At 73.2% G+C, this 15,468-nt stretch carries 9 protein-coding genes; 4 read left to right on the top strand and 5 right to left on the bottom strand.

Annotated elements, in window-relative coordinates; all coding sequences use genetic code 11:
- Positions 1-4 precede the first annotated feature (4 nt).
- Positions 5-2,260 (bottom strand): ATP-binding cassette domain-containing protein, encoded by a 2,256-nt coding sequence (locus JAN01S_RS05715; protein WP_068314993.1) that lies wholly within the window; start codon positions 2,258-2,260, stop codon positions 5-7.
- Between the two features lie 90 nt (positions 2,261-2,350).
- On the opposite strand from JAN01S_RS05715, the gene JAN01S_RS05720 reads away from it, so the two are divergent.
- The 4 genes from JAN01S_RS05720 (at position 2,351) to recD (ending at position 11,989) form a co-directional block, all read left to right on the top strand.
- Positions 2,351-3,067 carry a TetR/AcrR family transcriptional regulator C-terminal domain-containing protein gene (locus JAN01S_RS05720; protein ID WP_068314996.1) on the top strand — a complete coding sequence of 239 codons (717 nt, stop codon included), beginning with the start codon at positions 2,351-2,353 and terminating at the stop codon, positions 3,065-3,067.
- 104 nt (positions 3,068-3,171) lie between these two features.
- On the top strand, positions 3,172-6,585 hold the full coding sequence (gene recC / locus JAN01S_RS05725; protein WP_068314999.1) for an exodeoxyribonuclease V subunit gamma: 3,414 nt from the start codon (positions 3,172-3,174) through the stop codon (positions 6,583-6,585).
- Complete coding sequence (locus JAN01S_RS05730) at positions 6,582-10,061, top strand: UvrD-helicase domain-containing protein (RefSeq protein WP_084360054.1); 3,480 nt, start codon at positions 6,582-6,584, stop codon at positions 10,059-10,061. Before recC ends, JAN01S_RS05730 begins: the two co-directional genes overlap by 4 nt.
- Positions 10,058-11,989 (top strand): exodeoxyribonuclease V subunit alpha, encoded by a 1,932-nt coding sequence (gene recD / locus JAN01S_RS05735; protein ID WP_068315002.1) that lies wholly within the window; start codon positions 10,058-10,060, stop codon positions 11,987-11,989. The genes JAN01S_RS05730 and recD overlap by 4 nt, the downstream gene beginning before the upstream one ends.
- A 16-nt stretch (positions 11,990-12,005) precedes the next feature.
- Here the strand turns inward: recD and JAN01S_RS05740 are convergent, their stop codons facing one another.
- From JAN01S_RS05740 to JAN01S_RS05755, 4 genes are all read right to left on the bottom strand, one after another.
- Positions 12,006-12,491, bottom strand: coding sequence for an ASCH domain-containing protein (locus JAN01S_RS05740; protein WP_068315005.1), 486 nt, complete (start codon positions 12,489-12,491; stop codon positions 12,006-12,008).
- Positions 12,492-12,568: 77 nt separating this feature from the next.
- Positions 12,569-13,075, bottom strand: coding sequence for a hypothetical protein (locus tag JAN01S_RS05745; RefSeq protein ID WP_068315008.1), 507 nt, complete (start codon positions 13,073-13,075; stop codon positions 12,569-12,571).
- 211 nt (positions 13,076-13,286) lie between these two features.
- Positions 13,287-14,081 (bottom strand): M57 family metalloprotease, encoded by a 795-nt coding sequence (locus JAN01S_RS05750; protein ID WP_068315011.1) that lies wholly within the window; start codon positions 14,079-14,081, stop codon positions 13,287-13,289.
- Positions 14,082-14,463: 382 nt separating this feature from the next.
- A complete protein-coding gene (locus JAN01S_RS05755) occupies positions 14,464-15,459 on the bottom strand; it encodes an LLM class flavin-dependent oxidoreductase (protein ID WP_068315014.1) in 996 nt (331 codons plus the stop codon).
- Positions 15,460-15,468 lie beyond the last annotated feature (9 nt).

Consider the following 15,468-nt stretch of genomic DNA (forward strand, 5'->3'; position numbering starts at 1 on the left):
TCCGTCAGGCAGCCCACCGCGCCGCGAGGTGCCGTCCGGTGTGCGTGTCGCTCTCGACCAGCTCGGCCACGGACCCGGTGAACTGGACGAGGCCGCCGTCGTGACCCCCTTCGGGCCCGAGGTCGATGACGTGGTCGGCCGCGGCGATGACGTCGAGGTCGTGCTCGATGACGACGACCGTGCGCCCGTCGTCGACCATCTCCTGCAGCAGCCCCAGCAGCCGGCCGGTGTCCTTGGCGTGCAGGCCGGTGGTCGGTTCGTCGAGGACGATGATCTCGGCGTCGCCGACGAGCTCGCGGGCCAGCCGCAGGCGCTGCCTCTCGCCGCCTGAGAGGGTCGTGAGGTCCTGGCCGAGGGTGAGGTAGCCCAGGCCGACCTGGTCGGCGCGCTCGAGGACGGCGCGGATCTTCTTCTGCGAGAAGGCCTCTCGCGCCTCCTCGATCGTCATCTCGAAGACGTCGGCGATGGACCGACCGTCCACCGTGTACTTGAGGACGGCGGGGCGGAAGCGCCGCCCTTCGCACGTCTCGCAGGGCGTCGTCACGGGATCGGTGAAGCCGAGGTCGACGTAGGTCTGCCCCGTCCCCTCGCACGCCCGGCACCCGCCGTCGCTGTTGGGCGAGAACGACGCCGCCGGCTGCCCGGTCGCCTTGGCGAAGACCCGCCGGATCTCGTCGAGCAGGCCCGTCCACGAGACCGGGGTCGAGCGCCGCGAGGCGTGGATCGGCGACTGGTCGACAAAGACCGCGTCCGGGGCGACCTGCGGCAGGTGCCCGTGGATCAGGCTCGACTTGCCCGACCCCGCGACGCCCGTGACGGCGGTGAGCACGCCGAGCGGGATGTCGACGGTCACGTCCCGCAGGTTGTGGGTGGAGGCGGCTTCGATCCGCAGGTGGCCGGTGGGGGTGCGCCTGCCCTCCGGGGGACGAAGGGGGTCGCGCAGCGCCCGGCCCGTCGGCGAGTCCGCGTCGAGCAGCTGCTCGAACGTCCCCTGGAAGACGACGTCACCCCCGTGGATCCCGGCCCCGGGACCGATCTCGACGACCTCGTCGGCGATCGCCATGATCGCCGGGTCGTGCTCGACGACGAGCACGGTGTTGCCCTGGTCGCGCAGCGTCTGCAGCATCCGCCCGAGGCGGGCGACGTCGCGGGCGTGCAGCCCGGTCGTCGGCTCGTCGAAGACGTAGAGCATGTCGTTGAGCGTGCTGCCGAGGTGGCGCACCATCTTCACCCGCTGTGCCTCCCCGCCGGAGAGGCTCGCGGTCTCGCGGCCGAGGTGCAGGTAGCCCAGGCCGAGGTCGACGAGCCGGTCGAGGCGGGTGGTGATGTCACCGACGAGGGGTGCGAGGGGTCCGAGGTCCCAGCCGCCCATGAGCTCGGAGAGGTCCCCGACCTGCATGAGGTGCGCCTCGGGGAGGGTGAGGCCCTCCACGGTGGCGGTGCGGGCAGCCTCGGACAGGCGCGAGCCGCCGCACTGGGTGCACGGACCGCTGGTGACGAGCCGCTCGTGGGCCGCCTTGGCCTCGCCCTTGAGCGTCGCCGGGTCCTTGGGCAGGTGGATCCGGCGGAAGCGCACCGCCGCGCCCTCGTAGTCGCCGGGCAGCGCGTGCGGTCCGGTGGCGTCGACCTCGCCGGCCTCGGCGTGCAGCAGCCGGTGCACCTCACGGTCGGAGTACTGCTCGACCGGGACGTCGACGTCGAAGAGCCCGCTGTCGGCGTAGCGCCGCCAGGTGAGCTTGCCGGGCTGGAAGTCGGGGTGGCGGAAGGGCCCCTCGCGCAGCGAGCGGCTCGGGTCGACGAACTCGTCGAGGTCGAGGATCCGCTCCACGCCGAGCCCGCGGCAGCCGGGGCACATGCCAGCCGGGTCGTTGGCGGAGAAGGCATTGGAGTAGCCGACGAGGGGGGTCGATGCCCGCGACCAGAGCATGCGCAGCCAGTCACCGATGTCGGTGATCGTCGCCAACGTGGAGCGCGGTCCGCCGCGCAGCCGGCGCTGGTCGATGACGACGACGGCCGACAGGTGGGCGATGCGGTCGGCGTCGGGCCGGCCGTACGAGGGCAGGTAGGTCTGGGCGAAGGCGCTGAAGGTCGAGTTGACCTGGCGCTGGGCCTCCGCGGCGATCGTGTCGAAGACGAGCGAGGACTTGCCCGACCCGGAGACGCCCGCGACGACGATGAGCGAACGCTTGGCCAGGTCGAGGTCGATGTCGCGCAGGTTGTGCTGGCGCACTCCGCGCAGCTGGATGGTGTCGAGACTCAATACGTGCCCTCCGTCGTGCCTGCAGTACGGTGTACGGTAGCAGTCAGCGCTCGAGGGCGCGCGGGTATTCCCGAGTGGCAGGAGGTCGTCGTGGAGCGGACCGGTGAGGGCGATCCCGCGCAGGTCGTGCCGCTGCTGTGGCGGCAGGGGACCGTGGTCGGGCGCACCGGCCTGACGGTCGACGCGGTCGTGACCGCGGGCTGCGAGCTGGCGGACGAAGGGGGCTTCGCCGCGGTCTCGATGCGCAAGGTCGCCGAGCGCCTGGGTCGAGGCGCGATGACGCTGTACGTCCATGTGCCGAACCGGGCGGTCCTCGTCGACCTCATGGTGGACGCGGCCTTCGGCGAGGTCTCGTACGACGCATCCGGCGACGACTGGCGGGCCGGGGTGCGCACGATCGTCGAGACCAACCGGGCGCTGCTCACCCGACACCCGTGGCTGCTCGACGTCGACACGTCGCGGCCGCCGCTCGGGCCCGGCACGATCGCCAAGTACGACGCCGAGCTCGCCCTCTTGGCCGCCACCGGGCTCCCCGACGTCGAGGTCGACCAGGCGCTCACCGTGCTGCTCGACCTCGTCCGCTCGGGCGTGCGGCGGGTGCTCGCCGCCGACGCGCAGGCGGAGGGAGAGTGGTGGGCCGTCGCCGGGCCGCTGCTGGCGCAGCTGATGGACCCGGCGGACTTCCCCTTCGCCTCCCGGGTGGGCCAGGCGGCCGGCGAGGAGTACGGCGCGGCCAGCGCCCCGGACCGGGCCCTGGACTTCGCCGTCGAGACCCTCGTCGCGGGCCTCGAGACGCGCCTGCCCTGATTCTTGACGTCGAGAGGTCGCATTTCCCCGGGGAAATGCGCGGTCCGGGGTCGTGGTCCACAGGTCGGCGGACGGTTGTCGGCCGGCGCGGATACGGTCTGACCGTGGCCCTTCACCTCCACCGCGCGCAGCGCACCGACACCCTCGCCGACGGGCTCGGCGAGCTGCTGGCGAGCCCGCTGCCCGACCCCTTCGCGCAGGAGGTCGTCGTCGTGCCCGAGCAGGGCATCGAGCGGTGGTTGGCGCAGCGACTCTCGCACCGCCTCGGCACGGGCGAAGGGGGTCAGGACGGCGTGTGCGCGGGCGTCACCTTCCTGCGGCCGCGGTCGCTCGTCACCATGCTCACCGGGCGTGACGACGACGACCCGTGGCTGCCGCAGCACCTCGTCTGGCCACTCCTCGAGGTCATCGACGCCTCGCTCGGGCAGCCGTGGTGCCGCGCGCTCAGCCGCCACCTCGGGCACGGGACCGAGCCCGGCGACCTCTTCGACGTGCGCGCCGGACGGCGCTACTCCGTCGCGCTGCGACTGGCCCGGCTGATCCACCGCTACGGCCAGAGCCGGCCGACGATGCTCACCGACTGGCGCGAGGGCCGCGACACCGACGGCACCGGCGCGGCGATCGACGCCGACCTGGCCTGGCAGCCCGAGCTGTGGCGCCGGCTCGTCGCGCAGGTCGACGCTCCCCCGCCCGACGTGCGGCACGCAGAGACGGTCGCGCGGTTGCGCGAGTTGGGGGGCTCCGGGACGCCAGCGGACTCGGGCGACGGGCTGGACCTGCCGCCGCGGCTGTCCCTCTTCGGCCACACCCGGTTGGCCGTCACCGAGGTCGAACTGCTCGACGCGCTCGCGGTCTCCCGCGACGTGCACCTGTGGCTGCCGCAGCCCTCGCCCGACCTGTGGGAGCGGCTCGCTCCCTTCGCGCAGGCAGGTGTGGTGGCGCGCGTGGAGGACCGCACGAGTGACCTCGTGCGCCACCCGCTGCTCGCCTCGCTCGGACGGGACTCGCGGGAGCTGACCCGGGTGCTGGCCTCCTCGGTGGTCGAGGAGCGAGGCCGTCCACGACCGAGCCTCGAGAAGCATGGGGCGTCGCACCTCGACCAGCGTGGGCCCACGAGCGTGCTCGAGTGGCTCCAGGCCGACATCCGCGACGACCACGTCCCCGACGAGGCCGAGCGGGTGGCCCGGCAGGTGCCGGCGGACGACCGGTCGATCCAGGTCCACGCCTGCCACGGACCGGCCCGGCAGGTCGAGGTGCTGCGCGAGGTGCTCGTCGGGCTCCTCGAGGACGACCCGACGCTCGAGCCGCGGGACGTGCTCGTCATGTGTCCCGACGTCGAGACCTATGCGCCCCTCATCGGAGCCGCCTTCGGCCTCGGCGACCACGGCACCGACGCCGAGGGCGTCGACACCCACCCCGCGCACCGGCTCCGCGTGCGGCTGGCCGACCGGTCGCTACGGGCGACCAACTCCCTGCTCGCCGTCGCCGACCGCGTCGTCGCGCTCGCCGGCGGTCGCCTGACCGCGAGCGAGGTCCTCGACCTCGCCGCGAGCGATCCCGTACGGCGCCGCTTCCGACTCGACGACGACGACCTCGCGACGATGACGCGATGGGTCGGCGAGTCCGGCATCCGGTGGGGCTACGACCAGGCGGGGCGGGCCCCCTTCGCCCTCGACGTGGAGCCGCAGGGCACCTGGCGCTTCGGCCTCGACCGGCTGCTGCTCGGTGTCGCCGTCTCCGCCGACGGGCCGCTGCAGGTCGGTGGCGTCATGCCCCTCGACGACGTCGGCAGTGGCTCGGTCGACCTCGTCGGTCGGGTCAGCGAGCTGCTCGCCCGCCTCGGCGACGGGCTCGACCGGCTCGAGGGCGCCGGCACCGCGACCGAGTGGATGGAGGGCCTGACCGAGACGGTCCTGTCCCTGACCGACGTGCCCACCCGTGAGCGGTGGCAGGTCGGTGACCTCCAGCGGACCCTGACCGCCGCCGCCCGGCACGCGACCGACGCGGTGCCGCTGCGCCTGGCCGACGTCCGCGTCCTGCTCGCCGACCAGCTGGCCGGACGGCCGAGCCGGGCGAGCTTCCGCACCGGCGGCCTCACCGTCTGCACGATGACCCCGATGCGCTCCGTGCCGCACCGCGTGGTCTGCCTGCTCGGCATGGACGACGACTCCTTCCCCCGGCAGCAGGTCGTCGACGGTGATGACGTGCTCGCCCGCCGGCCCCTCACCGGTGAGCGCGACGCCCGCAGCGAGGACCGGCAGCTGCTCCTCGACGCGGTGCTCGCCGCCCGCGAGCGCCTCGTCATCGCCTACACCGGCGCCGACGAGCACAGTGGCCAACCCTGCCCGCCCGCCGTCCCGCTCGGTGAGCTCGTCGACGCGGCCCGCGAGACGACCGCGGCCCCGGTGACGGTGGTCCAGCACCCACTGCAGCCCTTCGACGCCCGCAACCTCTCCGTCGGCGGTTCGGGCGGCGACCAGCCGTTCAGCTTCGACCGGTCGGCCCTGCTCGCCGCCCGGGCCAGCACCGGTCCGCGGACCGAGCCCGGCCGGCTGCTCACCGCACCGCTCCCCGGGCGGGCGGTCGACGACATCGCGCTGGCCGAGCTGATCGGCTTCTTCGACAACCCCGCTCGTGGGTTCCTGCGGCAGCGCCTGGGCGTGGGGGTCTCCCGGGAGACCGAAGAGGTCAGCGACCGGCTGCCCATCGATCTCGACGGCCTCGAGAAGTGGGCCGTCGGCGAGCGCGCCCTGCGCGCCCGGATCGCCGGGCACGACCCGCGCTCGATCTACCAGGCGGAGCTGCTGCGCGGCGAGCTGCCGCCTGCCGGTCTCGGCGAGGCGACGCTCGAGGAGATCGGTCGCTCCGTCGAGCAGCTCATGGGCCAGCTCGCCCAGGGGCCGCCGCAGGAGCCGCGCTCCGTCGACGTCGAGGTCGCCCTGCCCGGCGACCGGCGACTCACCGGCACCGTCGACGGTGTCCGCGGGCTGCACGTCGTCGATGCCAGCTACTCCCGGCTCGGGCCCAAGCACCGGCTCGCCTCCTGGATCCGGCTGCTCGCGCTCACCGCCGCAGGGCAGGACGACGAGGGATGGGAGGCCTCCGCCCTCGGCAAGCCGGCGGGCAAGGCCGCCAGCCGCGTCACCTACGCCGCGCTGCCACGTGCTGCTGCCCGCTCGCACCTCGCCGCGCTCATCGACCTCTACGTGCTCGGCCAGACCGCGCCCCTGCCGCTCCCGGTCAAGACCGCGTCCGCGTGGGCGCAGGTCCTGCACCACAAGCCCAACCTCGCCCGCGTCGCCCGGCAGAAGGCGGTCGGCGAGTGGGAGGCGACCCTGCTCAAGAACGGCGCCACCATGCCCGGCGAACGTGACGACGCGTGGTGGGGACTCGTCCACGGGAGCGACGCCCCCTTCGACGTGCTGCTCGAGGACGCCGCCGGGCCGGGCACCGACCTGGCCACGCTCGCCCCGCGGGTGTGGGGGCCGGCCATCGACAACGTCGGGAGCACGGGATGAGCGAGCTGACCCCCTTCGACATCGCGGGCGACCTGCCGACCGGCACGGTCCTGCTCGAGGCGAGCGCCGGCACCGGCAAGACGTGGACGATCGGTGCGCTCGTGGCCCGACACATCGCCGAAGGTGTCGTGCGGCTCGAGGACATGCTCGTCATCACCTTCGGCCGGGCCGCCTCCCGCGAGATGCGTGAGCGGGTCAGGGAGCACCTGCGGCACGTCCACCGGCACGTCGCCGACCCGAGCCTGCCGACCGACGACCCGGTCGTCATGCTGCTGCGCGACGGCAGCGCCGACGAGGTCGCCGAGCGCGCCCGGCGGCTGCGTGACGCACTGACGCACTTCGACGCGGCGACGATCGCGACGACCCACCAGTTCTGTCAGCTCGTGCTGCGCGGCCTGGGCGTGGCCGGCGACTCCGACCCGCACTCGCGGCTCGTCGAGGACCTGTCGGACCTGCGGGACGAGGTCGTCGACGACCTCTACGTCCGCGGCTTCGCGAAGGGGGGTCCCCCCGCCTTCTCCCGCCAGCGCGCCGGCGAGATCGCCCGCGCGGTCACGGAGAACCCGCACGCCGAGCTCGACCCGAGCGCCCTCGACGGCGACGGGGCCGACGCGCGCAGCCTGCGCTTCGCCCACCTCGTGCGCGCCGAACTCGACCGACGCAAGCGCCGGCTCGGGGTGCTCGGGTACGACGACCTGCTCTCGCACCTGGCCGCCGCCCTCGAGGACGAGGACTCCCCCGCGCGCGAGCGGATGCGCCAACGGTGGCGGGTGGTGCTCGTCGACGAGTTCCAGGACACCGACCCGGTGCAGTGGCAGATCCTCGACCGCGCCTTCTCCGGACACAGCACCCTCGTGCTCATCGGCGACCCGAAGCAGGCGATCTACGGGTTCCGCGGTGGCGACGTCGACACCTATCTCACCGCCTCGGAGACGGCGACGACCCGCCACACCCTCGCGGTCAACCACCGCTCCGACGGACCGCTCGTGCGCAGCCTCGGGGTCCTGCTCGGAAGCGCCCAGCTCGGCGACGAGCAGATCGTCGTGCACCCGGTGAGTGCGGCGCGCACCGACTCCCGCCTGGCTGTCGCCGAGGGCGTGGCGCCCGACGGGCTGCTGGCTCCCGTGCGCCTGCGGGTCGTCCCGACCGAACGCGTCCAGGCTCCCGGCGAGAGCTCGGTGCCGATCGGCAGGGTGCGCCCGCTCGTCGCCGCCGACTGCGCCGCCGAGATCACCCGCCTGCTCGCGGGGCGCACGACCTTCGACGGGCGACCGCTGCGCGCGGGCGACGTCGCCGTGCTCGCCCACACCCGCCGCCAGCTCGACGAGGTGCGCTCCGCCCTGACCGCCGTCGGGCTGCGCTCGGTCATCGTCTCGAGCGACAGCATCTACGACTCACCGGCCGCCAGCGCGTGGCTGACCCTGCTCGAGGCGATGGAGCTGACCCACCGCCCGGAGCGGGTGCGCGCGGCCGCGCTGACCCCCTTCGTCGGGCTGGGTGCACGCGATCTGGACGCGGGCGGCGACGACGTCACCGAAGAGGTCGCCCACCGGCTGCGGACCTGGGCCGCGCTGCTCGGTCGGCGCGGGGTCGCCGCCGTGCTCGCCGCCGCGACCGCCGACGGGCTCGACGCGCGGGTCCTCGCCCGCACCGACGGCGAGCGCCTGCTCACCGACCTGCGGCACATCGGCGAGACCCTCCACCAGCGGGTCGTGACCGAGGGCGACGGCCTCGCTTCGCTCACCGCGTGGCTGCGCGAGCGCATGGGCGCCACGCGCAAGGAGGAGCGCGCCCGCCGCCTCGACAGCGACGCCGACGCGGTGCACCTCGCGACGATCCACGCGAGCAAGGGGCTGCAGTACCCCGTCGTCATGCTCCCCTTCGTCTGCGACCGGTGGCTGCCGCGGCCGGACGTGCTGCACTTCCACCGGGCCGACCGCACCCGCTGTCTCGACATCGGGATCGACTCCGACCCCGGGCGCCGCGACCGGCTCGACCGGGCCGCCGCGGAGGAGAGCGGCGAGTCGCTCCGGCTGCTCTACGTCGCGATGACCCGCGCGCAGAGCCAGGTCGTCACGTGGTGGTTCCCCTCCGCCAAGAACACCGGTCCGTCATCACTGCACCGAGTGCTCCTCGGACGGTCGCAGGGGCAGGGGCCGGTGCCGCGCACCCACCCGGTGCCCGGAGACGCGACCCTGCAGGACCAGGTGACCGACTGGGAGCGCCGCGGCGCGCTGCGCGTCGAGTACGTCGACCAGCCCTCGCCCGTGTCGCTCGACCGCCCTGCGTCCGCCCCGGAGCTCGCGGTACGCGGATTCAGCCGCACGGTCGATGACACGTGGCGACGCACCTCGTACACCGCGCTCACCCGGCCCCTCGACGACGTCCCGCGCCCCAGTGCCGAGGACCTCGTCGCGAGCGAGCCGGAGGTCGGTGGCCGGGAGGACGACGAGGGCGCGACTCCGGTCGTCGAGCCGCTCGCCCCCTCCACACAGGACGAAGGGGGCGCCCCACCCTCCGAGGACCACGTCCCGTCACCCATGGCACAACTGCCGGTCGGCGCGGGCTTCGGCTCGCTCGTGCACGCGGTGCTCGAGGAGGCCGACGCCCAGGCTCCCGACCTGCTCGCCGAGCTGCGCGCGCACGTGGACGAGCAGATCGTCCAGTGGCCGGTGCCCGAGCTGGACCGTGACGAGCTGGCCGCCTCGCTCGTGCAGGTCGTCGACACGCCCCTCGGGCCGCTCGCCCCGGGCACGACGCTGCGCGACATCGCGGCGCGGGACCGACTGTGCGAGATGGAGTTCGAGCTGCCGCTCGGGGGTGGGGACGCGGCCCCCGGCAACGCGTCTGGCTTGACGGACGGGGAGGCCGTGCTCGGCGACCTCGCTGGGCTCATGCGGGCGCACCTGCCGGCCGACGACCCCGTGCTGCCCTTCGCCGAGGTCCTCGACGACCCCGTGCTGGGCGACCAGGCGCTGCGCGGTTACCTCACCGGGTCGGTCGACGTCGTGCTCCGCGTCGGTGAGCGCCACCTCGTCGTCGACTACAAGACCAACTGGCTCGGGCCGGTCGACACCCCGCTCACCACGGCCCACTACGACCCGACGGCTCTGCGCGAGGCGATGAACCACTCGTCCTACCCGCTCCAGGCGATCCTCTACGGCGTCGTGCTGCACCGATTCCTGCGGTGGCGGTTGCCGGGATACGACCCGGCGGTCCACTTCGGCGGGGTGCTCTACCTCTACCTGCGGGGGATGGCCGGGCCGGACACCCCCGTGATCGACGGTCATCCGACCGGCGTCTTTTCCTGGCAGCCGCCGATGGCCCTCATCGAGGGTGTGTCCGACCTGCTCGACGGGCGACGCCCGGGCACCGGGGACGCGGGTGCTACCGCGACCGCGGGTGCCACCACCACGAGCGCGGGGGGCACCGCCGCAGGCGCGCCCTCCGCCGAGCCGTCCGAGGAGACCCGATGACCGAGACCCTCGACCGTCACGACCGCCGACTCGCACTGTCCGCGACCGGCGAGCTCGCCCGACTCAACGCGGCAGGCATCCTCGAGTCCGCAGACGTCCACGTCGCCAGCCGGCTCGCCGAGCTCGTGCACGAGACGGACACGCTCGTGCAGGTCACGCTGGCCCTCGTCGTCCGGGCGGCCCGCGAGGGGTCGACGAGCCTGGACCCGCACCACGCCCGCGAGTTGCTGCTCGAGGAGGTCTCCACCCCAGCGCGCATGTCCCCGGGCACATGCACGGAGGGGGAGGCTGCAACGCGCATTTCCCCGGGCACATGCGCGGAGGGGGAGGCTGCAACGCGCATGTCCCCGGGGAAATGCGCGGATGGGGGCGTCGGGACCGCCAAGGGCGCACCGGTCGAGACCACGCCGGCCGAGGGCACGGGCGACGACCTGCCAGACGACACCGCGTGGCTCGAGCGGGTGCGCGAGAGCGCGCTCGCGCGTGCGGGTGTCATCGTCGTCGAGCACGGCCTGGTCCACCTCGACCGTTATCACCGCGAGGAGGTGCAGGTCGCGGACGACCTGCGCCGCCGCAGCCAGGGGCAGCAACCGACCGTCGACGAGGCCGTCCTCGAGGCCGGTCTGGATCGGGTCTTCCCCGGTGCGAGCTGGGCCGAGCAGCGCGCCGCCGTGCGCACCGCCGCGGGTCGGCTGACGACCGTCCTCGCCGGTGGCCCCGGCACGGGCAAGACCTCGACGGTCGCCGGCCTGCTCACCCTGCTCCTCGAGCAGGCCGAGGTCCGTGGCCACCGCCCACGCATCGCCCTGGCGGCACCGACCGGCAAGGCCGCTGCGCGGCTGCGCGAGTCCGTCCTCGGGTCGGTCGTCGACTGGCCGGCATCCGACCGTGAGCGCCTCGGCGCCGACATCGAGGCGGTGACGATCCACCGGCTCCTCGGCTGGCGCCCCGACAGCGGCAATCGATTCCGCCGGGACCGCGGCAACCCCCTCCCCCACGACATCGTCGTCGTCGATGAGGCGTCGATGCTTTCGCTGACCCTCACTGCACGGCTGCTCGAGGCCCTGCGCCCGACGACGCGTCTGCTGCTCGTCGGCGACCCCGACCAGTTGGCCTCCGTCGAGGCCGGCGCGGTCCTCGCGGACCTCGTCGCGGGCTACGGCGACGACGGGCCGGTCGTGCGGCTGAGCACCTCGCACAGGTTCGGCGCCGAGATCGGCGAGCTCGCCGAGGCCGTGCGCACGGGTGACGCCGACCGGGTCATCGGACTACTCGCCTCCGCCAGGCCGGGCGGGCCGGTCGAGCACCTGGCCGTCGACGACGTGCTCGCCGCCGACGAGGCCCTGCGACAGCGCCTGCTCGAGCACGCCACCAGCCTGCGCGACCTCGCCCTGCGCAGCCGCCACGCCGACGCGCTGCGCGCCCTCGGCGAGCACCGTCTCCTGTGCGCGCACCGCGACGGTCCCTGGGGCGTCGGCCCGTGGAACGACCGCGTGGAGCGCTGGCTCGCCGAGACCTCCGAGTACGCCGGTCGCCAGATGCTCGGCCGACCGCTCCTCGTCACGACCAACGACCGCGGCCTCGGTCTCTACAACGGCGACACGGGCGTGATGTCACTGCGCCCCGAGGACGGACGGGTCGTCGGCGTCTTCGGCGAGCCCGACGCACCACAGGTCCACGCCGCCTCCACCCTCGGGGAGGTCGACACCGCGCACGCGATGACGATCCACAAGAGCCAGGGCAGCCAGGCTCGATCGATCACCGTCCTGCTGCCCGACGCCGACTCGCGGCTGCTGACCCGCGAGCTGCTCTACACCGCCATCACGCGAGCCCAGGAGTCCGTCACCCTCGTCGGCTCCGAGGAGGCCGTGCGCGCGGCCGTCACCCGTCGCACCCAGCGCGCGACCGGGCTGCGCCACCGCGTCTGACGTCCTGCGACCTGCGCTACTCCGAGTACAGGACCCGCAGCTCCTCGAGCACGACGGGCATGTCCGTGGCGAAGCCCCGGTCATGGCTCGCGTGCTGCGTGAAGAAGTCCTCGTGCACCCGTCGCCAGAACTCGAGGGACCGGTCGCCTTCCCCTTCGGCCGTGGCGTGCTCCGCGTCCACCTCGTCGAAGGGAACGGTCCGCACCCGCGAGGTCACGACGAGTGCCCGCGGCCGGCCCTCCCCGTCCGTCACGATGCCGAGCGTGCCCTCGGTGGGGAGGTCCTCCCCTTCGGCCTCGTAGTCCCACAACGCGGAGGCGGTCGCGGTCTTGGTCCCCGCGAGGACCAGCTCGAGCAGCTCGTCCGCCTGCTCCGGCGTCGCGCCGAAGGCCCAGGCCGGCGGCCTGAGGACCGCGAGCTGGTTGACGCCCATGTAGGAGGGGACGGACGCGAGGTCCGCATGCTGCTGCGCGCGCTGCCAGAAGGCCTCGATGTCGTCCATCTGCCCATCATGCCCCCGGACACGCGTCGAGGACGCGGCCACGGGCCACGTCCTCGACCGGAGAGGTCAGCGCTCGATCAGAACGAGCGGCACTGACCCTCCTTGTCGGCCTTGACGACGTTGTACTTGCCAGCGGGGGCCGGGCGGTTGTTCTTGCACTGCAGGTTGCCGTCGACGCGGTTGCTCCAGATGTTCTTCGACCAGGCGTAGTTGTCGAAGACCTGGATGTCACCGTCGACGGTGTTGCGACGGATGTTCATGCCCTTGCCCTTCTCGGCCTGGGTGTTGCCCTCGACGTCGGAGAAGGTGACGGTGAGCCAGCGGTGGCCCTGGGTCTGGATGTTGCCATCGACGCTGACGTAGGTGGCGCTGAGGTAGGAGTCGTAGTTGACCTTGACGTTGCCCTTGACCCGGGTGCCCCGCAGCTTGCAGGTGGCGCCCTTGGGCACGGTGACGTTGTCCACCGTGACCGCGCCGATGGTCCCGCGGCAGGTGCGGTCCGAGGCGGAGGCGGTGGGGGCCGTGGCGACCGCCGCGGTGAGGAGCAGCCCGGAGGCGGCGATCGTGGAGAGAAGACGCTTCATGGTGGCGTACCTTTGAGCATCCGGGCCCGCCCCTGCGGCTGGCCTCGTGGATGAATCTAGGGAGGATCGGTGAAGCCACCATGAACCGATCATGAGGACCCCTTCATCATCGCGAGGGGCCCGCACCCCGCTCGTGGACGGCACGACGCCCCCTTCGCCCGGGGAGGAAATCCGGACGAAGGGGGCGCCGCTCACGCACCCGAGCGGTCGCTCAGGAGCCGTACACCGAGCGGATGCCCTCGCGGTCCGCTGAGGTCATGCTCAGGTCATCGCTCGTGCCGTTGCACTGCGGGTAGTGCATGATCGACGACGAGTCGTAGGGCGTCAGCGGACGCCAGTTGTTGTCCTCGAAGCAGGTGCCCGCCTCGGGCCGGGTGTGCTCGTGGCGGAAGCCGAGGGTGTGGCCGAGCTCGTGGGCCATGATGTTGCTCGGGGTCCACGACCCGGCGTTGAAGAGCTGGCTCGTCGAGACGAGGACATTGCGCTGCCGCTTCGGGGTGCTGGGGAAGAAGGCGCGGGCGATGTAGCTCTTCGTCCTGGTCGGCTCGACGGAGAAGAGGACGTTGTTGTTGCGGGTGGTGCACTTGCCGTCCTGCGCGGCGACGTACGTGAAGTCGACGCCGGAGCTGGCGGCCTCCCACTGGGCGGCGCCGCTGGCCATGGCGTCGCGGACCCGGGCGTGGTCCGAGCCGAACTTCGTGCTGACGCAGTAGGTGAGGTTCTTCGCCTGGCTGGCGGACCAGACGTCGTCCTTGCCGTAGACCGTGTTGACGACGAGGTTGGCCTCGTGCGACGGCTCCACCAGACCCTGGTAGAAATCGCGCAGCTGCCGCTCCCCGGAGACCGGGATGTCCCCGTTGACGATGTACTGGCGGTCCTCGTCCTGGAGGGTCTGCGTCTTGAACTCCTGGTAGGTCGGCTCCTCGGTCTCACCCGCGTGGACGACGCTCGTCGCCCCCAGGGAGACGGTGGCGGCCAGGGCCAGGACGGTGGCGGAACGCTTCATTCGATGCACCCTTCGGTCGGTCCGGGGCGCGGTCGCGCCGGCCGGGTGAAGGGAATGTACGGCCGCGGCAGGGCCCGTTCGACCAGACTTCGGTCAGGGTATGCACCGGATCCTTCCGGACTTTCGTCAGGAGGTTCCCGCGGACACAGGATGCCCCCTTCGCACCGGGGAGGAGATCCGTGCGAAGGGGGCATCCATCAGGGGTGGTCCCGGGGCCAGGGAGCCTCGGAACCGGGGCGGTCGGGACCCCCTCGCGGTCCGTCCGACCCCTCACCTCGACGCTAGACGAGGACCTCGTCACGACTCCATCCCCGGGGCGTCAGGGATCGGACAGCAACCGTGCGGACTTGGTCAGATCGGCATCCGCGGGGTCGAAGGGGGGTCAGCTCGCCGCGCGCAGGCCGGCGACGATCTCAAGGGTGCGCAGGCGCCGGTCGAGGCCGGTGGCGGGGTTGGTGAGCATCAGCTCGTCGGCGTCGGCGAGCTCGGCGAACTCCGCCAGACCCGCGGCGACGCCGTCGGGGTCTCCGACGATCGTGTGGGTGAGCATGTGCCGCGCCTGGGCGCCGACGGCCGTGTCCATGAGGGCCGTGACCATGTCGTCGTCGATGGTCGCGTCGGTGCCCACCCGACCGGCGAGCATGCGCACCCGGGCGCGCAGCACCTGGTCGGCGGCCTCGGCAGCCGACGCCGCGTCGTCGGCGGCGATGACGTTGGCGGCCGCGATGACGTACGGCGCGGCGAGCTGGTCGCTCGGGGTGAACCGCTCGCGGTAGACGCGCACGGCCTGCTGCAGGGCATCGGGGGCGAAGTGGCTGGCGAAGGCGTACGGCAAGCCGTGGGCGGCGGCCAGCTGGGCGCCGAAGAGGGAGGAACCGAGGATGTAGAGCGGCACGCCGGTGCCGCGGCCGGGGTAGGCGTGGATGCCGTCGATGAGGGTCTCGCCGCTGAGGTAGCCCTGCAGCTCGCGCACGTCCTGGGGGAAGGCCTCCGCGGCCCGGGGGTCGGTCCGCAGCGCGCGCAGGGTGGCGCCGTCGGTGCCGGGGGCGCGGCCGAGGCCGAGGTCGATGCGGCCGGGGTGGAGCTCGGCGAGGGTGCCGAACTGCTCGGCGATGACCAGCGGTGAGTGGTTGGGCAACATGACGCCGCCGGAGCCGACGCGGATGCGCTCGGTGCGGGCGGCGATGTGGGCGATGAGCACGGAGGTCGCGGCCGAGGCGATGCGCGACATGTTGTGGTGCTCGGCGAACCACAACCGCTCGAAGGCGCCGAGCTCGTCGGCGCGCTGCGCCAGGGTGACGGTGTCGGCGAGCGCCTCGCTGATCGGCTGGTCGCGGCCCACGGTGGCCAGGTCGAGGAGTGAGAGCTTGGGGAGCACACCATCCAC

Origin of the sequence: Janibacter anophelis NBRC 107843 (assembly GCF_001570945.1) — a bacterium.
Classification (GTDB): domain Bacteria; phylum Actinomycetota; class Actinomycetes; order Actinomycetales; family Dermatophilaceae; genus Janibacter; species Janibacter anophelis.

Bases quoted from the DNA above. Each gene is read 5' to 3' on its own strand.
- JAN01S_RS05745 (WP_068315008.1), bottom strand. From the start codon at position 13,075: ATGAAGCGTCTTCTCTCCACGATCGCCGCCTCCGGGCTGCTCCTCACC.
- JAN01S_RS05740 (WP_068315005.1), bottom strand. From the start codon at position 12,491: ATGGACGACATCGAGGCCTTCTGGCAGCGCGCGCAGCAGCATGCGGAC.
- JAN01S_RS05750 (WP_068315011.1), bottom strand. From the start codon at position 14,081: ATGAAGCGTTCCGCCACCGTCCTGGCCCTGGCCGCCACCGTCTCCCTG.
- JAN01S_RS05730 (WP_084360054.1), top strand. From the start codon at position 6,582: ATGAGCGAGCTGACCCCCTTCGACATCGCGGGCGACCTGCCGACCGGC.
- recD (WP_068315002.1), top strand. From the start codon at position 10,058: ATGACCGAGACCCTCGACCGTCACGACCGCCGACTCGCACTGTCCGCG.